Here is a 25,258-nt window from a genome sequence, read left to right on the forward strand (position 1 = left end):
AATTATCTTGAATTATATATAAGGAAAAATGTAATCTCTGTGTAACCTCTCTTTACTATAATTTTTCAACGCAATACAAAAAAGAGCCTATATGATTGATGTTGAAAAAATGATTATAAAAAAATACCCCAAACTTAAAAACTCCAGAGTAATCAAAGGTGCAATTTCAAAATTTGCAGATTCTGTAGTCCATGAGAAACAAATCAATGAATTTATCAAAAAAAACAGGCATTTGGGCAGTTTTGAGTTTATAGACGAAGCATTGCAGTACCTCAACTTTGATTTTTCCGTCTCAGACAAGGATCTTCAAAACATTCCTTCCTCCGGACGCGTTGTCATTATTGCCAATCATCCGCTTGGGTCTTTAGACGCACTCGCACTTATCAAGCTTGTCAGTAATGTCAGAAAAGATATAAAAGTTGTTGCAAATGATTTTTTAGAAGTCATCACTCCCATAAAAAATATTTTAATCAATGTCAACAACTTTAAGGCACGGCAAAAAAAAGAAACCGTTGCACAGGTATATGCGGCACTTGATGCAGAAGAGGCTGTCATCATTTTTCCTTCCGGCGAAGTAAGCCGGGCTACTCCGACAGGCATAAAAGACAAGATTTGGCACAAAGGTTTTTTAAAATTTGCCAAAAAAGGCAATGCCCCCATACTCCCTGTATTTATTGGAGGGAAGAATTCCAAAACCTTTTACTCCGTATCAGCGCTGAACAAAAAACTTGCAGCCCTGCTTCTTGCACACGAAATGTTTAAACAAAAACACAAAGCTATTGAAATGATTGTAGGCGAACTCATTCCTTATGAAAACATAATGCCAAAAGGGATACAAAAGGACAAACTTGTCAAACTCTATAAAAAACATCTTTATGCCCTCAAAAAAAATGAGAGCTATTTTGAAACCCAAAAAGCAATCGCCCATCCCGAAGACAGACGGGATCTCAAAAAAGAGTTAAAATCATCACAACTGCTCGGAGAGACAAAAGACGGAAAAAAAATTTATCTCTACAGCAGCAGTGACAACAACTCTATTATCATCAATGAAATAGGACGGCTCAGAGAACTCTCCTTTCGTAAAGTCGGTGAGGGCATCAACAAAAAAAGAGATATAGACAAATATGACAGATGCTATAAGCACATTATACTCTGGGACGAGGAAGATCTTGAAATAGTCGGAGCATACCGTATAGCGGAATGTGCGGATATCATAAAGAAATTTGGCGTTGATGCCCTTTATACAACAACACTTTTTGATTACAACGAAGCATTTTTGCCTTACCTCCCCGATGCCATAGAACTCGGCAGAAGTTTTGTCCAACCAAAATACTGGGGTTCTCGGGCACTTGATTATTTGTGGTACGGCATAGGCGCATATCTCAAAAACAATCCGCATATCCGTTACATGTACGGTCCGGTTTCACTGAGTGAAAATTATGCCAAAACAGCCAAAGATATGATTTTGTACTTTTATGATGAAAATTTTCAAGACAGACAAAATCTTGTCAGCGCAAAAAATCCCTACAACTTTAAAACAGATGAAACACTCATAGCAAATCTCAAAAAAGAGTTCAGTGCACCGGAGTACAAAGAGAATTTCAAAACACTCAAAAAAGCTCTTGGCAGTATCAATGCCAATGTTCCGACGCTTTACAAACAGTATGCCGATCTGTGTGAAAAAGGCGGTATACAATTTTGCGCCTACAATATAGACAGTGATTTTTCCAACTGTATAGACAGCTTTATAGTCGTCGACATTTCAAAAATAAAAGCATCCCAAAGAAAGAGATATCTAAAATAATGAACAATGAACTCACACAACAGTGGAAAAATAATCTTAAAATTCTTGATGTGGCTTTTCAGCCTATCATCAATATCCATACAGGGACACTCTACGGTGTCGAAGCCCTGCTGAGAAATTTTCAGGATGTCGGATTCAAGTCTATATTTTCACTCTTTGATGCTGTTTATAAAGAAAAACTTTTGTACTCTTTTGATTTGGCACTCAGAGAAAAAGCTTTAAAAAAATATACACAGATACAAAACTATAAAAACATAAAACTCTTTTACAATCTGGATAACCGGGTTTTGGAAATGGAAAATTTTTCAACCGGAAATACAACAAAAATTCTGCAAGAGCTCAATATAAAGAAAGAAAATATCTGTTTTGAAATTTCGGAAAGACAGGAAATTTCCAGTAAGTTTGACCTTGAAAAAATACTCCAGCATTATAAAAAGGAAGACTTTTCAATTGCAATAGATGACTTTGGTGTCGGTTATTCCGGGTACAAACTCTTTTATGATTCCGCACCCGATATCATCAAAATTGACAGATTTTTTCTGCAGGGGCTTGCGACCAATATGAAGAAAAAACTCATGGTTCGCAACATCACACATCTTGCCATTCAGATGGGCATTAAGGTGATTGCCGAGGGTATTGAGACAAAAGAGGAGTACCTTACATGTAAAGATATCGGCTGCCACTTGGCACAGGGCTATCTTATTCAGAAACCTACAAAAAATACACAAAAAATTTATCAGCAATACGCAAACATTATCGACATTATAAAGTTAGACAGACGGATAAGTGACAAAAATATTTTACTGAAAAACAATATAGACAAAATTCAGCCTTTAAAGATTAAAACAAAAATGAATCTGGTCATAGAGTATTTTAAAAAGAATAAGAGTGTTCCCATTGTTCCTATTGTGAATTCCCAAAACGAACCCGTGGGAATATTGCTTGAATCTGACATCAAAGAGTTTCTTTACTCTCCCTACGGCATGTCTTTACTCTTAAACGAACAAAACAACTCCAAGCTAAAAAACCTGCTTCACCCCTGCGGGCATGCAGATATCAACAGCAGCACCACTACCCTTATAGAACTTTTTGCGAACAATCCTGAATCTTCAGGCATTATTATTACAAAAAACTCAGGCTATTATGGATTTTTATCCGCAAAAGCAATTATCAATATGATGCATCAGGAAAATATGATTCAGGCAAGAGACCAGAATCCGCTCACAAAACTTCCCGGAAACACAATGATTGAAAAATACATCTACAAAGTGTCCCAATCCTCAGCATCTCATCTTCTGTGTTATTTTGACCTTGACAATTTCAAAGCCTTTAATGATGTGTACGGTTTTCGAAACGGTGACAGGATTATTCAGCTTTTTGCAGATATTTTAAGAAAAGAACTGCCAAAAGATGTTTTCAAAGCCCACATAGGAGGTGATGACTTTTTTGTTGCCTGGGAGAATAAAGATTTTACCCATAGCTCTTTTGACACAAAAATGATAGAAAATATTTTGGAAAAATTTGCTTCCTCTGCAAAAGAATTTTACAGCAAAAAAGATAAAGAGAACGGCTATATTGTTTCAAAAAACAGAAAAGAGCAAACATGCAGGTTTTCTCTGCTTACAGCAAGTGCCTCACTGCTTATCACGCCGGAGAAAAAATCATTCATAAGCGAAGAGCATATAAATACAATTCTCTCCTGTCAAAAAAAAGTTGCAAAAAATGAGCCAAAACATCTTGCCGTCAGTTCTTTGCTTTAAAAAACTTTCATTTTTATCACAATATGAAACAAATCTGAGAAATTGATTATATTTTCATCATTCTCAAAGTTATAAATTTGTTTTAATAAGATATACTACATACAGATAAAATTCAGGAGATAATTAATGGGAAAATTCGTTAATAACATAGAAGAGTTCTTTACATTTTGTAATGAAAATGATGTACAATTTGTAGATTTGAGATTTAGTGATATTAAAGGTTCATGGCACCACCTTACATACCGTTACAGTGCAGTTAATGCAGAAAATTTAGAAAACGGTTTCCCGTTTGACGGTTCTTCGGTTGAAAACTGGCAACCGATCAACAAATCAGATATGCTTTTAAAAGCAGATGTTCCGACTGCATTTCTTGATCCTTTTACTGCTGATCCTACTGTGATTCTTATCTGTGATGTATATGACATTTACAAAAATGAACTGTATGAAAGATGTCCTCGTTCAATCGCTAAAAAAGCACTCAAATATGCCGAAGAGATCGGAATAGCTGATGCTGCATACTTTGGTCCGGAAAATGAGTTTTTCATCTTTGATGATGTCAAATTTGTTGACAACATCAATGAAATGGGATTCAAAGTAGACACAGAAGAGGGTGAATGGAATTCAAACACCGGATATGACGAAATGTACAATACAGGTCACAGACCGGGAACAAAAGGTGGTTACTTCCCAGTAGCACCGACAGACTCTATGGTAGATATGCGTGCTGAAATGATGCAGGTGTTAGAGCAGGTTGGTCTTGAAGTTGTTCTTGGACACCACGAAGTTGCCCAGGGTCAAGGTGAAATCGGCATCGTTTTCGGTGACATCATCACTGCCGGTGACAATGTTCAAAAATACAAATATGTTGTAAAAATGATAGCACACCTCAACGGTAAAACTGCTACATTTATGCCAAAACCGTTGTATGGTGACAACGGAAACGGAATGCATGTTCACCAGTCACTCTGGAAAAACGGTAAAAACCTTTTCTATCAAGAAGGAAACTACGGAAATTTAAGTGAAATGGCAATTCATTATGCAGGTGGTATCTTCAAACATGCTGCTGCAGTTGCTGCATTTACAAACCCGTCAACAAACTCATACAAACGCCTTATTCCTGGATTTGAAGCACCAAGCATTTTAACTTACTCTTCTCAAAACCGTTCAGCAGCCTGCCGTATTCCTTATGGTGCAGGTGAAAAAGCAACTCGTATTGAAATGAGATTCCCTGACTCTTCATCTTGTCCTTACCTTGCTTTTGCCGTAATGATGATGGCAGGACTAGACGGTATCAAACACGCTACAATTCCTGTTGGTCCAATGGATGAAGATCTCTTTGAACTTACTCTTGATGAAATTCGTGAAAAAAATATTCCACAAATGCCACACACACTTCGTGAAGCATTAGAAGGTCTTATAGCGGACAACGAGTTCTTAAAGCCGGTATTTACATCTGAATTTATAGAAGCATACCAGCACTATAAATTTGAGCGTGATGTATGGCCGGATGAAGGTCGCCCGACTGCATACGAGTTCAAAACTACCTACCAGTGCTAAGAACTTTAGCTTAGGCTATATGTTCTAAGCTTTTTCGGAACCCGTACTTCAGTGCCGACTGTTGCTACTTTTATGACACTCTCAGCCCACCCTAAAGGATGGGTTCCGAAAAGCAACACCCCTCTGCTCGGAATCGGTACTTCAGTGCCGACTGTTGCTACTTTCATGACACTCTCAGCCCACCCTAATAGGTAAATCCCACGAAAAATAAAACAAATCTTAATCAATATAGTTTGATTCAATCAATTGAACACTAAAATCATCACGATAAAGAGCATTTCTTTTAATATCTGCCATTGTAGTTTTACCGGTTAGGAGTACCTTTTTATCTTTGTTCTCATTTAAAAACAACTGATAAAGATTAACAGTAAAACTTCTAAGAATAGCTATAGAGAAAGGCTCTTTATATGCTATATGGTCATCTTCTTCAGTAAGCATATCTAAGTGATAGTGATATGTTTCCACTCTCCAATGTTGCAGTATCTTTTGAAGAAACTCTTTTGCAGTTGTTTTAAAGTTAGCCATTAAATATTGAGTTGAAATTGTAACTTCACCAGTCTGTGCATTTGTTAATGTTTTCGTCACTTTAATGAGTGATTGAATATTTTGAAAGTTCTCATGATACATAACTAAATCAGCACTTTTATTTTGAAAAACTTCTACTTTTCGAGAGACTCTTTTGTTGTTTTCAGTTAAATAGCTATCTTCATCATCAACTCTATCTGTAGGCTGATTAAACTCTTCTATGGTCTTTATAGCTTTCTCTTTGAGGTGTTTCTGGTTATCTTTGAGTTTTGCTATATATCTGTTACCTTGCTCATCAATAGTGTTGAGAATCTCTGATTGAGTAAGCAGTGCATCAAAGGAAAATATCTGTCCTTCATTGCTAAAAATATTATCGTTTAAAACCTCTTTGAGTGCAGTAATTTCGCTACTCTTATTTTTATCTAAAAACTTGTGAGCAAACACTATTTTTATATCTTTATCCAAGATATTTAGTATTGCTTTATGTCTTTCCTGTGTGTATTGACCATTCACGTCGCTACCTCTCAGCCACTTCCCGTCAATAGCAATATTTTCTTGTGCAATGAATGGAAAAAAGAACTCTCTAAATACTTTTTCCAAAGCATTATTATCTGTGTTTATCAATAAACGATGATATGTTGATTTGGAAGGAATCGTTATCTCTTCTTTATCAAAAATCTCTTTGAGTATTGCATTGTCTTTGTTATATATCATCCATGAAAATATATCCTTAAAAGTTGTATTTCCTTTGATAAGTGCAAAAAGTGTCATGAAAAGAACTTCGTGCAATGGATATTCTATCTTCCCTGTATCTACTCTATAGTCTGGGATACTTTTTAGCGATTCAAGTAAGGCTTTTGTGCGTGTTAATTTGATGGTAAACTCCTTGTTTTAGGAGTCTAAGCAATATTTCTTCCAGTTCTTTTGAATCTATTGATTAAGATTTATTTTATTTTTCGTGGGATTTACCTACCCACCCTAAAGGATGGGTTCCAAATAAAAGCCCATTAAATCAAAAATTCGATATAATTGCAAACATAATAGTCCTGTATAAGAGTGCAGCTATTAAATAATTCAAGAAAAAGGATTCTTTATGAAGAATATTCCTAAAGGCAAATATAAACCGTATCCAAAAATAGATTTGCCAGACAGAACATGGCCGGACAATACTATAACAAAAGCGCCTATCTGGTGCAGTGTTGATTTACGTGACGGTAATCAGGCACTGATCAACCCGATGGACATGAAGAAAAAACTTGAATTATTTGCACTCTTACTCAAACTCGGTTTCAAAGAAATAGAAGTCGGTTTTCCATCCGCTTCAAAAATAGAATTTGATTTTTTACGCAAACTGGTTGATGACAACTTGATTCCTGATGATGTTACTATTCAGGTACTTGTACAGGCAAGAGAACATTTGATTGCCAAAACTTTTGAAGCCCTGGAAGGTGTGAAAAAAGCGACCGTTCATTTGTATAATTCCACTTCTGTTGCACAAAGAAAAATAGTTTTTTCAAAAACACAGGATGAGATAATAGACCTTGCACTCCAAGGTGTTGATTTGGTCAAAAAATATGAGGCAAACCACAACGGAGAGATATTTTTAGAGTATTCTCCTGAGAGCTTTACTGGAACAGAGCTGGATTTTGCGGCACGAATTTCCAATGCCGTAACGGCTCGCTGGGGCATCAATGAAAACAGAAAGGTCATTATCAACCTTCCTGCAACAGTGGAGATGGCTACGCCTAACATTTATGCAGACCAGATAGAATGGATGAGCAGACACCTGGACAATCGTGAAAATGTCATCATCTCAACCCATACGCATAATGACAGAGGCACTTCCATCGCAGCAACAGAGTTGGCGCTTTTAGCAGGTGCCGACAGAGTTGAGGGAACACTTTTGAGCAATGGTGAACGAACAGGCAATGTAGACATCATTACCCTTGCCTTAAACATGACCTCACAGGGCATTGACACAGGGCTTGATTTTTCGGATATCAACGAAGTGGTGCGAGTTGTCGAGACATGTACAGAACTGCCGACACACCCGAGACATCCCTATGTCGGAGAACTTGTCTATACGGCATTTTCCGGTTCCCATCAGGATGCCATTAACAAAGGGCTTGCCTACCAGCAGACAAAAGAGGACCCTTTTTGGGAAGTGCCTTATCTGCCGATAGACCCTGCCGATGTTGGACGGACGTATGAAAGTATCATCCGCATCAACTCACAATCAGGAAAAGGCGGAGTTGCTTATATACTTGAACACAATTACGGCTACCATCTGCCAAAAGCGATGCACCCGGAAATTGGCCGTGCAGTACAGGCATTAAGTGATGAAAAAGGCAGAGAGTTGGAACCCGAAGAGATACTCGAAGTTTTTAAAAACACCTATTTTAATATCAAAGAGCATATCTCTTTTGTAGATTTTACACTCTCTTCAGATAACGGGAAGGCTACATGCAGCTTGACATACAAATATAATGGAGAGGTCATTACATCTGAGGGCGAAGGCAACGGACCGATTGATGCCTGTAAAAATGCACTGATGCAAAAGTACAAAAATGATTTTACTGTTAAGTCATACTCGGAACACTCCTGTGGTGACAAAAGCAGTGCACAGGCAGTAGCATACATAGAGATTCAAACAAAAGAGGTACTCTCACGTTTTGGTGTCGGAATAGACAACGACATCACGATAGCCTCAATTAAAGCCATGTTCTGTGCTTTAAACAGAACTTTTGACTAAGACTTTTTAAAAGAGTAATTCAGATTCTGTTTCATCACTGTAGTCACTTCGTGGCGGTTTTGAAATATTACTGAAATACTCTTTTTTTCCGTTAATTTTCACTTCTATAATTCCCTCAGGCATATCAAATTTCCGTTTTATCTGCGGGTAGAGTTTCAAAAGATTTCTGAAATAATAGGCAAAAGCAGGACCCGAAACCCGTCCTCCAGTCTCTTTGTGATACATCGGAGTATTGTCATCATTTCCGAACCAGACAACCGTCTCAACAGTAGGGGAATAGCCGGCAAACCAGGCATCTATATTATTATTTGTTGTTCCTGTCTTTCCGGCAATTTCTATGCCTCTCACCCTTGCTCTTCGTCCTGTTCCTCTTGTGACAACATCACGCAGTATCGTCGTCATTATAAAAGCCTGAGTCGGAGCTGTTACATAATAAGAAACATCCTCTTTTTTATACACTGTACTGCCCCCCTGGTCAATACTTGTAATCAAGTGAGGTTTCACCTGAATCCCGTAGTTTGAAAATGACGTATAATACTGTGCAAGTTCAAGCGGTGACATCGACATGGTTCCAAGAGCGATAGAGAGATCGTTTGGCAGGTTTTTAATATGAAATTTTTTCAGTTCCCGTAAGAGTTGCGAAAGTCCTATATCATTGACAAGATTGATAGTCGCCAGATTGCGTGAATGAATAAGTGCTTCTCTGAGAGTAATGAGACCTTTATAGTTTTTTTCATAATTTTTAGGCTGCCATTTCATCTCCTCGCCATTTTTTTCATAGGCATATGTCTGGGCAATATCAACAAGTTTTGTAGCACCCGAATAGCCCAGGTCAATAGCTACCTGATAGATAAAAGGTTTAAAAGCAGAACCGGGCTGGCGCCTGCCCTGAGTAGCACGATTATAAGAGCTTTTTTTATAATCTACACTCCCAAGCAGTGCCAAAATATCCCCTGTTTTGGAATCAAGAGAGACCAAAGCACCGTTAAGCTGTGACACATTGACATCCTGGACTTTAAAGCTTTCGTCTTCTTTTTTCTGTGCCTCTTTTTCTTTGTATTTTTGAATTCTCCCTAAAGCTTTGTCATATGCATACTGCAGTGATTTTCTTCCAATATCCTGCAGTTTCAAATCAATCGTTGTATATATTTCATATCCGCCTGTTTTTAAGTCGTCAATTCCCATATTTCTGAATCTTCTTGCAACTTCATCCACAACAAAAGGGGCTCTGTTTTGTGTCAGTGTATCATTGTATACCACCGGATTTTCACCCAAAGCCTTTTGGTATGTTGCGTCGTCTATCCAGCCAAGTGTATGCATTCTTGTAATGACGCGATTGGCTCGGCCCATGGAAATATCATAGTTTTTTGTAGGTGCATAGGTACTTGGTGCTTTTGGCAGACCGACAAGTATTGCTATCTCTTTGAGTGTCAAGTCAGAGAGCTTCTTGTGAAAATACCCGTCTGCAGCTGTTTTGATGCCATAATATCCATGCCCGAAATAGATCTCATTTAAATAACGCTCCAGAATCTGCTCTTTTGTCAGTGCATTTTCAAGTTTAAAAGAGTATATCAGCTCTTTTATCTTTCTTGAAAGTTTCTTCTCTCGTGTCAAAAGCTTGTTTTTTACCAATTGTTGCGTAATCGTACTCGCACCCTCAACCATTTTTCCCGCTTTGATGTCTTTTATAACTGCCCGAAATATTGCATCAAAATTTACACCGGAATGTTCAAAAAAAGTTGTATCTTCGATGGCAACAAGTGCTTCAATCACCCTTGGAGGAATCTCATTAAAAGAGGCATAATATCTATGCTGCTTATCAAAAATATTTGCTATTTTCTCTCCGTTTTTGTCATATATTCTACTTGTCTGTTTTGGTTTGTAGTCTACTAAAGAGGATATGTCATAATCATAGCTTACCAGGTAATAGCCAAGAATTATAAAGGGTGAAAAAAACCCTAAAATCAGTACTGTGACGAATGTTCTTTTGAGTAGTTTTTTCATGTTCTGAATTTCCTGTTGGCAAAACTGGCCTCTATTAATATTTTTGTATACTCTTCTTTCGGATTGTCTGTTATATCACGCATCTTTCCGCTTTCAACTATTCTTCCGTTTTTTATAATAGCAACATCTTCACACAGTGCCTTGGCAGAAGCTATGTCATGTGTCACAAAAAGCATTTGAAACTGCTCTTTGTGTTGCAACTTTTTTAAAAGCTGAAGTATTACCTCTTTTGTCTGGGGATCAAGTGCAGTTGTCGGTTCATCAAGTAAAAGTAACTTCGGTTTTGATTCTAACGCAATTGCAATGACAACACGCTGAAGTTGTCCGCCTGAGAGTTCAGGTGCGAAGCGTTCAAGCAAATCGTAATGCAGACCGACTTCATCAAAAAGTTCCCTGACCCTTTTTGGCTCACTGAAAAACTGTTTTTTGATTTTTGTCAGCGGAGAGAGTGCCGTAAAAGGATTCTGCGGCACAAAAGAGAGTGTTTTTCCTGCTATGAGTTCAAAATCAAAATTGTCTTCAAGCTCTACTGTCATCTCTTTGGGCAGCATTCCAAGAAGCGCCTTGATTGTCAAACTTTTTCCACTGCCGCTTTGCCCTATTAGTGCCAATGAAGAGGAAATATCAAAGGAAATGTCCACCAGGGCTTTGTTTTTGTAGATAATTTTGAGTTTGGACATTTTCATGACTGCACTCCTGCCAGCTCTTTGCAAACCAGTCTGAGTGTCTCACTCTTTTCACCGAGTCTTGCAATCAGGCGAATTATTGCAGAGGCAACCGTAGGCTGGCGTATCGCCCCTACACTGTAACCGGATTTCAAGAGCCTGTTTTTAATATCTATGACCTTTTTATTGTCTCCTATACGCACAGGCACAATCAAACCCTTTACATGTAAGCCCAACTCTTGTGAGACTATTGTCTGATGCAGCGCTATCTCTTTTTTCAGTGTTTCACTGTTTTTCAAAATATACTGCAACCCCTTATGCGCCAGGAGTGTATCATACAAAGAGAGCGCCGTTGCATATACGATCGGTTTTGCACGGTTTAAAAGGTATTGTGATATATGCTCAGATGAGAGTATAAAGGCGCCAAAACTTCCATAGGCTTTACCAAGTGTTCCCATTTTAATGTAGTTCTCTTTTATCTTTATGTCATAATAATCAAACACACCCATGAGATTTTTTCCGATAACCCCACTGCTGTGGGCTTCATCAACGATTAAAAGAGCCTCTTCTTCATCACATATATCAAAAACCTCTTTTGCGCACAAATCGCCGTCCATCGAGTAAATACCCTCAACGGCAACAATTTTTCGTCTGGCATTGGAGTTTTGCAGTAAACTTTGCAACTCCTGCATATCATTATGTTTGAAAAAAACCACATTTATGTTGTGAAGCTGTGAAGCAAGTACACCCGAGGCATGATAAAGTTCATCCATAAACAGTGTATCGCCACGGCGGACAAGCGATTCAATCAAGGCAATATTTGCATTAAATCCGCTTCCAAGCACAATTCCTGCCGCAAAGCCGTTTGCTTCACATAAAGCCTCTTCAAAATCTTTGTGTATCTGATGATAGCCGTTTATCAGCATAGATGCCTTGGCATTGTTGAGCGGATACCCTGCTAATTCTTTACATGTAAGCGCATGGAGTTCTTTGTTGTGCGAAAGTCCCAAATAGTCATTTGAAGCAAAATCGTGCAGGGTATTGTCAACAATTTCACGTGTCCGATAACGCCCTGCTCTTTGAAGAGCTTTGAGCTCTTTTTCATAAAAATTCATCCAGCTTCAACCTTATTTCGACCTTTCTCTTTTGCCCTATAGAGCGCTTCATCGACTCTTTTAAAGATATAATCTTCACTTTCACCATGAACATACTCCGTCACACCAAAACTCATTGTAATTGGGAGAATTTCTTTACTCTGTTGCACACTTTTTCTTAATTTTTCAGCAATCTTCACAGCTTGTTCTCTTGTTGTATGTGGAAGAATAATAATAAACTCTTCACCACCTATACGACAAAGGATATCACTCTCTCGTAAATTTTCCTGCAACAGTTTAGAGTAAGCCTTTAATACTTCATCTCCTACATCATGCCCATGTGTGTCATTTACCTTTTTAAAAAAATCTATATCTGTCATAACTATACTCAAAGCAAGCCCATAACGCTTAGCTGCATACATCTCTTCTTTTATTTTTTCATAATAATATCTTCTGTTGTAAAGACCTGTAAGCGGGTCGGTAATCACAGATTTTTGTAATTCATTCTTATAAATTTCTTCTTGTGTAATGTCAGAAAGAACAACACTATAATAGTCCTTTTTCGCATCTATTAATGCAGCAGTTATAGAAAAATAATATGTCTCGTTATCAATATTCATTTTCACTTTATTTGTGGTTTCAGTGTTTTTCAAAATCACTTCAAGCCAATAATGGCTAAGATCACCTTCTACTAAATAGCCCTCTTCTTTAACAAAAAATTTACACACACAACTATTTTGTTCTTGAAATGCTTCAAGTGTTTTATAATTTTTAAAATATTTAAAAAAAGTTTTATTAACCTCTAAAATCTTTTTTTTATCATTAATAATAATAATATTTTTTGAAGTATCAATAATATTTTTATAATAAATTTTTTGCTTTCTCATGAAAATATATAAAGTTATATTAATAAAAGCCCCTAGTAACGAGAAAAAGAGTAAACCTAAGATCATCCACCTGAAAGTAAACTGTTCTAACTCTATGTTTTGCAGTCTGCTTACTTTTTGAAAAACAAAATCATATCCAAGCACTTTTTTGTTACTATTTTTTATGCTGTAAGGGACTATAAAATAATCATTTACTATAGTATATGGCTTTCTGGCAATATTTTCAATCCCAACTTTTTTCAGTAAATCACGAAGATTTTTCGGTGCATTCAGGTTTGCAACATAATACTCACCTATAAAGAGTTTTGTAAATGGATGTTTAATATGTTTTGACTCTTCTTTTGTTACAACTACGACAGACTCATAGCCGTATTCTTTAAAATTTTTAGCGATAGAATTAAAATGCGAAATTACTTCAAAAATACCAAGCATTTTTTTTCCAGACATAATTGGAATCATTGCTTTTATACTCAAGTCATATTCTCCTACACTTAAGTCATTGAGAATTTGCTTTGTTTTTTTTATTGTTACAATCTCTTCTCGGAGCTTAGCAAGATTTTCTCCATGTTTGTTTGTCCAACTTCTATAAAGAGGTTTTCCATTCCTATCCATAACCTGTATCCAAATATTTTTATATAAGGTATTTTCTCTAAATTGTTTAATAATAGTATCAAAATAGTGTGCAGGAATTGTTTTTTTAATTATACGATATTGAAAATCTTTTTGACTCACTAGGGCAAGGGCTATAGCAAGTGTTGCTTTTTCTTTTAATACAATTGCATTAGCAACTTTTCTTTGTATTTGTTGTGCAACTTTTTTATACTCATTTTGTCTGATTTTTTCTTCCTGTACTTGCACATATCCATAATACACAGCAAAAGAGACAGCTGCCACAAATAATAAAATAAGTGTAGAAATAAAAAACTTATGCTTTTGAAAAAAATTCATCCAAGAATTACCTTGTTTCTCCCTGTTTCTTTTGCTTTGTAAAGAGCCAAATCGACTCTTTTATACAGAGAAATTTCATCATCGCCTTTTTCATACTCTGCAACACCAAAGCTCATGGTAATGGGCAGGACAGCTTTGTATTGCTCAACACTTTCTCTTATCTTTTGTGCCAGAGCATACGCTTTGTCTTTTGTGGTATTTGGCAAGATCACTATAAACTCTTCTCCGCCGATTCTACAGAAGATATCTGTATCGCGCAGCATCGATGCAATATACTTTGTATATTCTACCAGTACTTTATCGCCTATATCATGCCCGTAGTTGTCATTGACTTTTTTAAAAAAATCTATGTCAAAAATAATCAGTGAAAACGGATGGTGATAGCGTTGTGTCAACAGAATTTGTTCATCAAGTTTTTTATGAAAAAAACGTCGGTTGCCGATCTTTGTCAGTGAATCTTTTACAGCCAGAATCTCCAACTCTTTTTTATAATTTTCCTGTTCGGTTATATCAGAGAGTATAATCCCGTACAGATTGTCTTTTTTGTCAAGAACCAAAGCAGAAATGGCAAAATAGTACTCTTTGTCATAAATCTTGACTTTTGTTTTGTGATATACCTCAGAATTTTTAATTATATATTCTATCCAACCAAGACCATTGTTTACAGCGCCGATATACCCCTCTTCTTCTTCAAAAAATTCACATATACAATGATGTTTTTGTAAGAACTCTTCTATATTTTTATAGCCTTTGAAATATTTAAAAAAAGTTCTGTTTGCAGAAACAAGCTTTTTTTCATTGCTGACAATGACAATATTTGTAGAGTTGTCAATAATGCTTTTATAGTAGTGTTTTTGCTTGGCATAGCGATAAAACAAAATACTGATACTCATAAACAAAAGTGTGACAAGAGTAACATTCCAGATCAAACTTAATTTTATTGTTACAAAGAGTACAAAGAGATATGCCAGCAGTATATTAATGAAAAAACTGTATCTTTGATAAAAATACATCAGTTTTTCTCCATAAAAGTCTCTAACACTTCGACACAAAGTCCCATTGCCGTACTCTCATAGCCTCTGACTTCTTTGATGTAGGGCTTGCAAAATCCTTCTACCATACAGGCACCAGCCTTGCCACGCCACTCTCCGCTCTCCAGATATGCTTCAAGATCCTCGGCACCAAATTCTGAAAAAATATAGTCTGTTTTGGAAATATCTATGATTTTTTGCTTTTTTGAATGGTATATCATACATGTAATGATACTCGTAATATTTCCACTTTGCGTCATTAAAATATTACGGGCATCATCTTTGCAGCGTGCTTTTCTTAAAATATGTCCCTGGCTTGTGACAACAGTATCGGCTACCAAAAGCGGATACTCTTCACAGCCAAATGCTTTGAGGTTTGCTTCATATTTGCCTAGAGTCGCCTGATAAACAAAGTTTTTCGGGCTGTTTGCGACAATGCTCTCTTCATCAAAATCAACACTCTCTTGAATAAAATCAATGCCGGCTTTTTCTAAAAGCATGGCGCGTGTCTGAGATGATGAACAGAGTCTAATACGCATTTCGCAAAGTCACTCCCAGATAAATTGCAATAATCCCAAGCGTGATATTGATGGGAACCATATATTTTCCAATAAGCTCTAACGCTTTTTTTGCACCTGCCGTATCACCTTTGGCCAAAAGTTTCTGTGCTTTGTTGCGTCTGAAAATCATAGCCGTAAGATTAGCCGCCATAATCATCCAAATCACCTCTTTTACATGTACCAGATTATATATATGCATCGCATACTCATCTATCACATTACCGCCCGCATCAACGGCAGCTACACGAAAACCAAGCCCAACAGCCATGATGACCGCTGTAATGATAAGTATAACAACAAAAGGTAAAACAATCATAAAGAGTCTGTTGAGTGCCTGCGAAATTCGCTCGAGTCTGTGCAGTGGTGATTCAATCTGTATAAACGAAGGATGCGCTGCGAATTTCATGGCAATCATCCCTCCGACCCATACAACAGCGGAGATTACATGTAAGAAGAGTATCTGTATTCTATAATCTGCAAAAAGTTCTATCATAAAATCTTTCATCAATCCAGTACCTCTGTAATAAATTTCACTGCTGCTTCTTTTGCCTCAGGCAGTTTTGAAGCATCTTTTCCTCCGGCTTGGGCAAAATCAGGACGACCGCCTCCGCCTCCGCCAAGAAGCGGTGCTATTTTTTTGATCCAATCACCCGCTTTTGCCTCGCAGCCTTTGACACCTGCGGCTATGAGAACCTTGTCACCTTTGACTTGAAAAAGCATTGCACAGAGTTTCTCATTTTGGTTTTTGAGCTCATCTATCTTTTCTTTAATATCACCATTTGGCAGTTCATCTACAACTACCGACACACCGTTTATCTCATCTGCTTTTATTTCAACTTTTGCAGCTTCGTGTGCCTCTTTAAGTTCATCTTTCAAAGTAGCTATATTTGATTTGAGCCTGCTGATTCCTGCAAGCAGATCAAGATTTTTGACTTCACTCTGCGCCTCTTTTACAAGCGCTCTTTGTTCACAAAAGTATTTATACGCCGCATTGCCACACACTGCTTCAATACGTCGCACACCGGCACTCACACCGCTCTCTTTTGTAATGATAAACGAGCCGATATTTGCTGTATTGTCTACATGTATTCCGCCACAAAACTCTACAGAAGCATCTGCAAATTTGACAACGCGTACCTCATCACCGTATTTTTCGCCAAACTGGCTCTTCGCGCCTGATTTTTTTGCCTCTTCTATAGGCAGTACCTCGGTTTGCGCAGGAATTGCACGCATGATTTCAACATTAACACGCTCTTCTATTACATGTAACTCCTCTTCACTAAGCGCTTTTGGATGAGAAAAATCAAATCGCAGACGATTTGCCTCAACCAAAGAACCCGCCTGTGAAACATGTTCACCAAGCACATCAAAAAGTACAGCATGCAAGAGGTGTGTTGCCGAGTGATGCTTTGTTATCTCATTTCTGGAAATATCCACTTTTGCATCTACATGCTGTCCGACTTTGAGAGAGGCATGCAACTCAATCTTCGACAGATTCAAACCAAAGAATTTTTTCGTATCAACTACTTTTGCAAGGTCTTCAAGCTCTCCGATATCACCACACTGTCCACCACTTTCAGCATAAAAAGGCGTAACATCCAAAAATACCCAGCCTTTTTCTCCCTCATGTAACTCTTCAACGCGCACATATTTCTCATCAAGCAGTGCCAGCACTTTACTTGCATGATGCATAGTTTCATATCCGACAAATTTGTTTTCACCAAACTCCTCAAGCAGTGCTTTAAAGTCACCGCTCACAGCATCGTCTCCACTTCCTTTCCAGGCAGCTTTTGCACGTTTTTTCTGCTCACTCATCAGGCGCTCAAATGTTGCCGTATCAAGCGAGAGATTTTTTTCTTTGAGCATATCTTCTGTCAAATCAAGCGGAAAACCGTAGGTATCATAGAGTTTAAAAGCCACTTCACCCGAAAACACTTCTTTTGTATTTTGCAGCTCCATATTAAAAAGTGCTATGCCTGATTCTATTGTTTTGAAAAATCGTGCCTCTTCAAGTTCTATCTGTTCTTTGACAACCTCTGCTTTAGTCTGAAGATACTCATACTCTCCACCCATAATATCAACCAAAGTATCTACAAGCTTGTGCATAAACGGCTCACGAAATCCGAGAAGATATCCGTGGCGCACAGCGCGTCGCAGGATTCTTCGAAGCACATATCCGCGTCCCTCATTAGAAAAATTTACACCCTGAGAGAGTAAAAAGACTGCGGTTCTAATGTGATCAGCTATAACACGGTACGATGCACCCGTAGCGTACACATACTCTTTGCCTATCAAATCTTCGACTTTTCGGATAATCGGCATAAACAAAGAAGATCCATAATTGGAAATGGCACCCTCTTTAATGGCTACAACACGCTCTAAGCCCATGCCTGTATCTATAGACGGATGTGCAAGAGGAATTCTCTCTCCCCCTTTTTCTTTGACTTCATACTGCATAAAAACAAGATTCCAAATTTCCAAAAATCTGTCGCCTTCACCGCCCATATAATCTTCAGGGCCGTTAAAGTGTTCTGCTCCCTGATCATAAAAGATTTCAGAACACGGTCCACACGGTCCTGTGTCACCCATAGACCAGAAATTGTCTTTGTCTCCCAAACGCATAATACGTTCCGGGGCTATATGCTTTTTCCAGATTTCTTCAGCTTCATCATCGCTTTCATGCACTGTTACCCAGAGTTTGTCTTTATCCAGATGCAATATCTCCGTGATAAACTCCCAGGCATAGGCAATTGCCTCTTCCTTGAAATAGTCTCCGAAACTGAAATTTCCCAGCATCTCAAAAAATGTATGATGACGAGCCGTATGCCCGACATTTTCAAGGTCATTGTGTTTTCCACCCGCACGGATACAAGTCTGGCAGGATGTGGCACGAGGATTTTCAGGACGAGGAACCTCTCCCGTAAAAATCGACTTAAAAGGCACCATGCCTGCGTTGTTAAAAAGCAGAGTCGCATCTTCAGGTACCAAAGGCGCTGAGGGAACTCTTGTATGTTGTTTTGATTCAAAAAATTTTAAATACTCTTCTCTAATATCCATGGTTGTTTCTCTTTTATAAAATTACGCGATTATATCCAAAAGGAGCTAAATTTTTTGAATTTATTCCCTTTTTTCTACAAATTAAATAGGTAAATCCCACGAAAAATAAAATAAATCTTAATCAATAGATTCAAAAGAACTGGAAGAAATATTGCTTAGACTCCTAAAACAAGGAGTTTACCATCAAATTAACACGCACAAAAGCCTTACTTGAATCGCTAAAAAGTATCCCAGACTATAGAGTAGATACAGGGAAGATAGAATATCCATTGCACGAAGTTCTTTTCATGACACTTTTTGCACTTATCAAAGGAAATACAACTTTTAAGGATATATTTTCATGGATGATATATAACAAAGACAATGCAATACTCAAAGAGATTTTTGATAAAGAAGAGATAACGATTCCTTCCAAATCAACATATCATCGTTTATTGATAAACACAGATAATAATGCTTTGGAAAAAGTATTTAGAGAGTTCTTTTTTCCATTCATTGCACAAGAAAATATTGCTATTGACGGGAAGTGGCTGAGAGGTAGCGACGTGAATGGTCAATACACACAGGAAAGACATAAAGCAATACTAAATATCTTGGATAAAGATATAAAAATAGTGTTTGCTCACAAGTTTTTAGATAAAAATAAGAGTAGCGAAATTACTGCACTCAAAGAGGTTTTAAACGATAATATTTTTAGCAATGAAGGACAGATATTTTCCTTTGATGCACTGCTTACTCAATCAGAGATTCTCAACACTATTGATGAGCAAGGTAACAGATATATAGCAAAACTCAAAGATAACCAGAAACACCTCAAAGAGAAAGCTATAAAGACCATAGAAGAGTTTAATCAGCCTACAGATAGAGTTGATGATGAAGATAGCTATTTAACTGAAAACAACAAAAGAGTCTCTCGAAAAGTAGAAGTTTTTCAAAATAAAAGTGCTGATTTAGTTATGTATCATGAGAACTTTCAAAATATTCAATCACTCATTAAAGTGACGAAAACATTAACAAATGCACAGACTGGTGAAGTTACAATTTCAACTCAATATTTAATGGCTAACTTTAAAACAACTGCAAAAGAGTTTCTTCAAAAGATACTGCAACATTGGAGAGTGGAAACATATCACTATCACTTAGATATGCTTACTGAAGAAGATGACCATATAGCATATAAAGAGCCTTTCTCTATAGCTATTCTTAGAAGTTTTACTGTTAATCTTTATCAGTTGTTTTTAAATGAGAACAAAGATAAAAAGGTACTCCTAACCGGTAAAACTACAATGGCAGATATTAAAAGAAATGCTCTTTATCGTGATGATTTTAGTGTTCAATTGATTGAATCAAACTATATTGATTAAGATTTGTTTTATTTTTCGTGGGATTTACCTAACAAATTAAACAAATTTTTTAAAATTAATATGCCTGTTAGCTATAATAAATTATAATATTTTTCAATTTAATTTACGGAGAGAAAATGAAAAAAACAGTAGTAACAGGCTTGGTAACAATGCTAATAGGAGCAAACCTTTTTGCTGAGAAAGTAAGTACATATGAATATGCCGCATTCCAAAATGCTAATGATGTCAAAACGGCACTTACAAAAAACGGTTTACAGGTTGTTGGCGAATATGATGCTATGCAGGACCCAAATTATCATGTCATAGCTTATACATGTCCTACATTGACAAAAGATGCTTCTAAAAAAGACAGGGCATTTGCCGGCGTGCAAAAAGTGCTCGTAAACACTAAAGACAAAGAACTCGTTCTTACAAATCCACAATATTTTTTACATGCATTTATGCAGGATGATTTTCAAAAAGCACATGCAAAAAAAGTAAATACCAAGCTTGCAAATGCTTTTGGCACACTCAAAAATTCACAAGATGCTCTTGATGATGACGACATTGCAGGGTATCACTTTATGATGGCTATGCCGTATTATGAAGATATGATAGAAGTTGCAAAAGGAGAAAATCTTAAAGAGAAACTGGAAAAAAATGCAGCAAAAAACATTGTCTTTACATTAGAAGCCGGAGATGCAACGCTCTATGGCATAGCAATGCCGACTGAAAAAGGTGAAAAATATTATGTTTCTGAAATAAAAGGAGAAAAACACAGTGCATTTTTACCTTATATGGTAATGGTTGAAGGTGACACAGCAAAAATTTTACATCCGAAATACTATCTGGCAATTTCTTATCCGAATCTCAGCATGGGTGAGTTTATGTCAATTTCAGGAACTCCTGGAAATATTGAAGAGTACTTTACCTCTCTTTTTCAGTAAACCCTTCTTGCAGGACATAAGATACTTCATTTTTTATGAGGTCTCTTTTGCCTGAAGATTTGATATGCCCCTTGCTAAATCAACTCTTCAAAAACTGTATTTTTTAATTTCTTTTTGACAACACTCTCTATCAGACGCATCATCAAACCCTCATGCTCACTTTTCATTGTTTTGACAGCCCTTGCCAACACACGAATATCATACTGACCAGGATAAATTTCCGGTACATTTTTATTGAGATTCAACAGTGTATACACAGCCGTAATTGCAGAACGGACCGAATATTCTACAGTAAACACACAATCATCCTTTATCTCACAAAACTGCCCCAAAAAAGCCAGATTCACACTCCCCTTTGGGACAACTTCCGGTCTGTCTCCTGGAAGCCTTGGCATAAATTGACTCGTTATATACGGCATCATCACAGAAATTACGATACATTCATCAACATATGCCTGCATATTTTCTTCACCTATTCCCAAATGATACAGAAGTTCTTTTAGTAACTCTTCTCCGGAACATTCACTCATCTTCTTGTTGATAAAATCGCCTTTGTTATCCGGATAGAGTGCATATGCCCAGGCAACGGTATATTCAAATGGCTGGTTTTTATACTGCGGTTGTCTGTTTACCGTAACACTCATAAGCCAGTTCGAATCTTTGATGGTAATAATCCCGCCCGTTGCCGTTTTGTGCGGCAAAAATTTTCTCTCGGCAAAATGCTCCAAAAGTGTGCGCATTTTTGGACCCTTCGCAGTTATCGTAAAAGATTCCCATTTTGTTTTGTCTATATCACTGCAAAAAACTTCCGGTTTCCCAAAAGCCGTATCTTTTTGTGCCAGTTTTTTCCATAATTTCCAACAGGCACCCTCATCCCGGTTTAAAACAGGAGCATGGTGCATATCTCCAAAAGAAGAGTTTTCCACCATTGAACCGTTAGTAAAAAATATCAAATCATTTTCGCATGTCTCTATAACTTCCTCTTTGGAATTTTTCAGCAGATGAATGGCTCTTACCGTCTTTTTATCCTCTTGTATTTCTACTTCCAAATCATTGACTGTAGTGTTAAAAACAAAATTGACCCCTTTGTCTTCTAAAAGTTTTTTCAACGGAAGTGTCAAAGAGTCATACTGGTTATATTTGGTAAATACCAAACCCCGCATCGTACTCATTCCCGGCAAAAGATGCATAAAACGATGCATATAGCGCTTCATTTCAACAACACTGTGCCACGGTTCAAAAGCAAACATACTTCTCCAGTACAACCACATATCTGTCTCAAAATAGGATGCTTCAAAATACTCTTCAACACTCATAACTCCCAAATCTTCTTCTTTGCTCAAAAGCAGTTTTGTCAGCTCTTTAATGTGCTTTTCTTCCAGACCCAAATCTGTTGATCGCTGTTTTTCTCCTCTGTTGTATATCACTCTTACTTTTGAAAAATTTGGATCTTTGTCATTGAGTTCTTTAAATTCATCAAGAACACTTCTTCCCTCTTCTTCAAGTGAAGGAACACCGGCATACAAATCCCACAAACATTCATAATGCTCTTCCATCTCCCGTCCTCCGCGTGCAACGAAACCATTTTGAGGATCACCTGCACCATCAAGTGCGCCACCGACCAGACTACTCTCTTCAAATATCGTTATCTGGTGACCTTGCATATAGCCGTCACGCATTAAATACTCGGCAGCAGCCAAAGAAGCAATACCCGAACCAATTAAAAAAGCTCGTTTGTTTTCAATGTCTGCAGGTTTACGCGGATGGACTCTTTGATAATTATTCATGACTGGGTATCCTTTATGTAAATAAAATTTCACTATAATCATTATATTACAAATTATCAGGAATATACATTGAAACTTACTTTTTTAGGAACAAGTGCCGGGAAACCGACAAAAGAGAGAAATGTTACAGCACTTGCACTCGAATTTGACCAGGACAGTAAATGGTATCTTTTTGACTGCGGGGAAGCTACCCAGCATCAGATACTCAGAACTTCTCTCAGTGTCGGCAAACTCTGCACAATCTTTATCACCCATCTTCACGGCGACCACTACTACGGACTGCCGGGACTGCTCTCTTCAAAAACACTCGACAAAGCCTTCTCCCCTCTTACAGTTTACGGACCAAAAGGGATAAAACGCTTTTTGGAATGTGTTACAGATACCTCACAAGAGCATCTGGGTTATCAACTCGAAATCATTGAAATAGAAGCAGACACTACACTGCACTTTGACAAATTTTCACTCAAAGTTCTCCCGCTTGTACATTCTGTAGAGAGTTTTGCCTATTGTATACACGAACATGACATAACAAATAAACTTGATGAGCAAAAACTACGACTAGAAGGGCTTGAACCCTCAGCGCTCTATGGAGAACTCAAACGCGGAAACAACATTGTCCACAAAGGAAAAGAGTTTCTCTCAAGTAAATATATGCTTGCGCCAATACCCGGAAGAACCCTCATAATAGCCGGAGACAACAGTGAGCCTGATATTTTGGGAACACATCTTGACAACCTTGACCTGCTGGTACATGAGAGCACCTACACACAGGAAGTGTATGATGCCCTGCCGACAAAGTTTCTGCACACTACGGCAAAAAAACTGGGAAAAGCGGCACAAAAACATCATGTCAAAAACCTTATAGCAACCCATATCAGTGCAAGATACACACAGGGCAGCACTTACAATGCACAGACGGTATGTGACGAGATACAAAGCTTTTACAAAGGAGAATGTTTTGTTGCCAGTGATTTTGATGTTTTTTATCTCAGCAGAGATAAAAAACTTGAAAAGTCATAATTTTCGCATCATCTGTTAACTGAAAAAAAGTTCTCTGTTGGCATCGAAGTTTTCAACCAGAGTGTTGAAGCAACTGCCGAGTTCGCGGATTGTTTCCATATTTGGCTCTATATAAATTTTATTTGATTTTTTTTCCATCGTAATAATGCCTGCTTCACGAAGCTCTTTGAGATGTTTGGAGATTGTAGGCAGAGAAAAGTCAAAATGCTCTGCAATTGTGCTTACACAGGTCGCATGCGGGCTGACTTTGACATTCGGATCTTTTTTGTCAAGCGAACATGTATAGCCACCGGTAAAAACATTTTTAAAAATTAAAAAACGCGTTTCATTCCCCAGTGCCTTGAATATCTTGATTTTTTGTTGCATATCTAGCATGAGTGTCCTTGACATTTTAATTATAAAATTATACCATACTCTCATCTATTTAGTTAAATGCCTAATTAAGCATTTAGCTATTAGCTTATTTCAAAACAAAGGAAGAGCAATGAAAAAATTGTTCCTAATCATTACATTGTTGAGTACAAATCTGCTTATGGCAGATATTGCAAACAAAATGGTGCTTATCAAAGAAGCCAGGAAAGTTGTAGGAGAAATGCCGGCAAAACAACTTAAAACTTTACTTGATGAAGGTGAAGATGTTATTGTTCTGGATGTCAGAGAGAGCGAGCAAAGAGCAGAGGGGGATATTCCCTATGATGAATTCAACAAGGAAAACTTTATAGCTATTACCCGTGGCAATCTGGAATGGAAAGTGGCTCAAAAGATCAAAGACCCTGATGCCCTCATAGTAACATTTTGCCGTAGTGGAGGAAGAGGTGCTTTGGCAGCAGAAGTGCTTAGAAAAATGGGTTACAAACATGCAACAACACTCAAAGGCGGACTCAAAGGCTGGGTAAAAGCCGGATACCCTGTAAAAACAGGTTTGGGTGAACTTGTATTAACCAAGCAATAGTATAATTTTATATAAATTTTACTTATCTTAAGTAATATGTTTAAAAGGAAGATATAATGAAAAAAATACTATTGATTGTAAGTTTGCTGTTTAGTCTGGTTCAGGCTGAAGATGAAAGTGCAAAAGTGGTGTATGATTTGACAACAAAAAACCTGGCAAAATTTGAAAGAAATATACTCAAGGGAATTGTTTTTAACAAAACACTCTATGCAAACCAACTCAAAGAACTTGATGTTGCTGTCGTTATTCACGGAGGCGCCTATAGATTTTTTGTACAGGATTTAGACAGCACAATCTTTAAAAATGATGACAAACTGCAAAAAATGTATAAAGAACTTAAAAAACGTATTGCTTCTATGGCAGACACCTATGATGTAGAGTTTTTGATGTGTGGGGCAGCAATGCAGCGAAACAAGCTTACAAAAAAAGACATTGTACCTTTTGTAACAATCATTCCTAATTCAACCATAGGCCTCATCAATAAACAAAATGAGGGATATGCCTATATTCCGGTAGGAGACTAGGCACTGTAACCAAAACGGAATAAAAAAAGACTACAATTTCC

Annotated in this window: 21 protein-coding genes; 9 read left to right on the forward strand and 12 right to left on the reverse strand. The window is 37.3% G+C overall.

The features are described from left to right. Nucleotides 1-91 precede the first annotated feature (91 nt). The 3 genes from olsF (at nucleotide 92) to glnA (ending at nucleotide 5,121) form a co-directional block, all read left to right on the forward strand. Nucleotides 92-1,804: a bifunctional ornithine lipid synthase OlsF gene (gene olsF / locus FJR45_RS10675; protein ID WP_193150512.1), complete on the forward strand. Its 1,713-nt coding sequence runs from the start codon at nucleotides 92-94 to the stop codon at nucleotides 1,802-1,804. Continuing rightward, nucleotides 1,804-3,564: a GGDEF domain-containing protein gene (locus FJR45_RS10680; protein ID WP_193150513.1), complete on the forward strand. Its 1,761-nt coding sequence runs from the start codon at nucleotides 1,804-1,806 to the stop codon at nucleotides 3,562-3,564. Before olsF ends, FJR45_RS10680 begins: the two co-directional genes overlap by 1 nt. Nucleotides 3,565-3,690: 126 nt before the next feature. Then, on the forward strand, nucleotides 3,691-5,121 hold the full coding sequence (gene glnA, locus FJR45_RS10685) for a type I glutamate--ammonia ligase (RefSeq protein ID WP_193150514.1): 1,431 nt from the start codon (nucleotides 3,691-3,693) through the stop codon (nucleotides 5,119-5,121). Nucleotides 5,122-5,126: 5 nt separating this feature from the next. On the opposite strand, the gene FJR45_RS10690 is transcribed toward glnA, so the two are convergent. Beyond that, nucleotides 5,127-5,288 carry a hypothetical protein gene (locus FJR45_RS10690; protein ID WP_193150515.1) on the reverse strand — a complete coding sequence of 54 codons (162 nt, stop codon included), beginning with the start codon at nucleotides 5,286-5,288 and terminating at the stop codon, nucleotides 5,127-5,129. A gap of 52 nt (nucleotides 5,289-5,340) precedes the next feature. Further along, the gene (locus FJR45_RS10695) at nucleotides 5,341-6,522 is read right to left on the reverse strand and encodes an ISAs1 family transposase (RefSeq protein ID WP_226966519.1); all 1,182 of its coding nucleotides are present in this window, start codon (nucleotides 6,520-6,522) and stop codon (nucleotides 5,341-5,343) included. 217 nt (nucleotides 6,523-6,739) lie between these two features. Here FJR45_RS10695 and leuA point away from each other — a divergent pair, with 217 nt between their 5' ends. Continuing rightward, on the forward strand, nucleotides 6,740-8,398 hold the full coding sequence (gene leuA / locus FJR45_RS10700) for a 2-isopropylmalate synthase (protein WP_193150516.1): 1,659 nt from the start codon (nucleotides 6,740-6,742) through the stop codon (nucleotides 8,396-8,398). Between the two features lie 6 nt (nucleotides 8,399-8,404). On the opposite strand, the gene FJR45_RS10705 is transcribed toward leuA, so the two are convergent. From FJR45_RS10705 to alaS, 8 genes are read right to left on the reverse strand one after another with little or no spacing between them, the layout of a single operon-like run. Further along, nucleotides 8,405-10,402: a penicillin-binding protein 1A gene (locus FJR45_RS10705; protein ID WP_193150517.1), complete on the reverse strand. Its 1,998-nt coding sequence runs from the start codon at nucleotides 10,400-10,402 to the stop codon at nucleotides 8,405-8,407. Further along, nucleotides 10,399-11,088 (reverse strand): ATP-binding cassette domain-containing protein, encoded by a 690-nt coding sequence (locus tag FJR45_RS10710; RefSeq protein WP_193150518.1) that lies wholly within the window; start codon nucleotides 11,086-11,088, stop codon nucleotides 10,399-10,401. The genes FJR45_RS10705 and FJR45_RS10710 overlap by 4 nt, the downstream gene beginning before the upstream one ends. Continuing rightward, the gene (locus FJR45_RS10715) at nucleotides 11,085-12,182 is read right to left on the reverse strand and encodes an aminotransferase class I/II-fold pyridoxal phosphate-dependent enzyme (protein ID WP_193150519.1); all 1,098 of its coding nucleotides are present in this window, start codon (nucleotides 12,180-12,182) and stop codon (nucleotides 11,085-11,087) included. Before FJR45_RS10715 ends, FJR45_RS10710 begins: the two co-directional genes overlap by 4 nt. Continuing rightward, nucleotides 12,179-13,996 (reverse strand): sensor domain-containing diguanylate cyclase, encoded by a 1,818-nt coding sequence (locus FJR45_RS10720; RefSeq protein ID WP_193150520.1) that lies wholly within the window; start codon nucleotides 13,994-13,996, stop codon nucleotides 12,179-12,181. Before FJR45_RS10720 ends, FJR45_RS10715 begins: the two co-directional genes overlap by 4 nt. Further along, a complete protein-coding gene (locus tag FJR45_RS10725; protein ID WP_193150521.1) occupies nucleotides 13,993-15,009 on the reverse strand; it encodes a GGDEF domain-containing protein in 1,017 nt (338 codons plus the stop codon). Before FJR45_RS10725 ends, FJR45_RS10720 begins: the two co-directional genes overlap by 4 nt. Continuing rightward, complete coding sequence (maf, locus tag FJR45_RS10730) at nucleotides 15,009-15,566, reverse strand: septum formation inhibitor Maf (protein WP_193150522.1); 558 nt, start codon at nucleotides 15,564-15,566, stop codon at nucleotides 15,009-15,011. The genes FJR45_RS10725 and maf overlap by 1 nt, the downstream gene beginning before the upstream one ends. Next, entirely contained in the window at nucleotides 15,556-16,092 is a 537-nt protein-coding gene (locus tag FJR45_RS10735; RefSeq protein WP_193150523.1) for a hypothetical protein, read from the reverse strand. Before FJR45_RS10735 ends, maf begins: the two co-directional genes overlap by 11 nt. Beyond that, a complete protein-coding gene (gene alaS / locus FJR45_RS10740; protein ID WP_193150524.1) occupies nucleotides 16,092-18,644 on the reverse strand; it encodes an alanine--tRNA ligase in 2,553 nt (850 codons plus the stop codon). The genes FJR45_RS10735 and alaS overlap by 1 nt, the downstream gene beginning before the upstream one ends. 182 nt (nucleotides 18,645-18,826) lie before the next feature. Here alaS and FJR45_RS10745 point away from each other — a divergent pair, with 182 nt between their 5' ends. Together FJR45_RS10745 and FJR45_RS10750 are read left to right on the forward strand one after the other, a co-directional pair. Next, nucleotides 18,827-20,008, forward strand: a complete 1,182-nt coding sequence (locus FJR45_RS10745; RefSeq protein WP_226966519.1) for an ISAs1 family transposase — start codon at nucleotides 18,827-18,829, stop codon at nucleotides 20,006-20,008. Between the two features lie 116 nt (nucleotides 20,009-20,124). Further along, nucleotides 20,125-20,934: a hypothetical protein gene (locus FJR45_RS10750; RefSeq protein WP_193150525.1), complete on the forward strand. Its 810-nt coding sequence runs from the start codon at nucleotides 20,125-20,127 to the stop codon at nucleotides 20,932-20,934. Between the two features lie 74 nt (nucleotides 20,935-21,008). On the opposite strand, the gene FJR45_RS10755 is transcribed toward FJR45_RS10750, so the two are convergent. Beyond that, a complete protein-coding gene (locus FJR45_RS10755) occupies nucleotides 21,009-22,721 on the reverse strand; it encodes an oleate hydratase (RefSeq protein WP_193150526.1) in 1,713 nt (570 codons plus the stop codon). A 69-nt stretch (nucleotides 22,722-22,790) separates the two neighbouring features. Here FJR45_RS10755 and FJR45_RS10760 point away from each other — a divergent pair, with 69 nt between their 5' ends. Next, nucleotides 22,791-23,741: a ribonuclease Z gene (locus FJR45_RS10760; RefSeq protein ID WP_193150527.1), complete on the forward strand. Its 951-nt coding sequence runs from the start codon at nucleotides 22,791-22,793 to the stop codon at nucleotides 23,739-23,741. A 15-nt stretch (nucleotides 23,742-23,756) separates the two neighbouring features. Here the strand turns inward: FJR45_RS10760 and FJR45_RS10765 are convergent, their stop codons facing one another. Continuing rightward, nucleotides 23,757-24,116 (reverse strand): ArsR/SmtB family transcription factor, encoded by a 360-nt coding sequence (locus FJR45_RS10765; protein WP_193150528.1) that lies wholly within the window; start codon nucleotides 24,114-24,116, stop codon nucleotides 23,757-23,759. Between the two features lie 109 nt (nucleotides 24,117-24,225). Between FJR45_RS10765 and FJR45_RS10770 the strand changes: the two genes are divergently transcribed. Both FJR45_RS10770 and FJR45_RS10775 read left to right on the forward strand, forming a co-directional pair. Next, entirely contained in the window at nucleotides 24,226-24,693 is a 468-nt protein-coding gene (locus FJR45_RS10770) for a rhodanese-like domain-containing protein (protein WP_193150529.1), read from the forward strand. A 56-nt stretch (nucleotides 24,694-24,749) separates the two neighbouring features. Continuing rightward, nucleotides 24,750-25,217 (forward strand): DsrE family protein, encoded by a 468-nt coding sequence (locus FJR45_RS10775; RefSeq protein WP_193150530.1) that lies wholly within the window; start codon nucleotides 24,750-24,752, stop codon nucleotides 25,215-25,217. Nucleotides 25,218-25,258 lie beyond the last annotated feature (41 nt).

Origin of the sequence: Sulfurimonas sediminis (assembly GCF_014905115.1) — a bacterium.
GTDB classification, from domain to species: domain Bacteria; phylum Campylobacterota; class Campylobacteria; order Campylobacterales; family Sulfurimonadaceae; genus Sulfurimonas; species Sulfurimonas sediminis.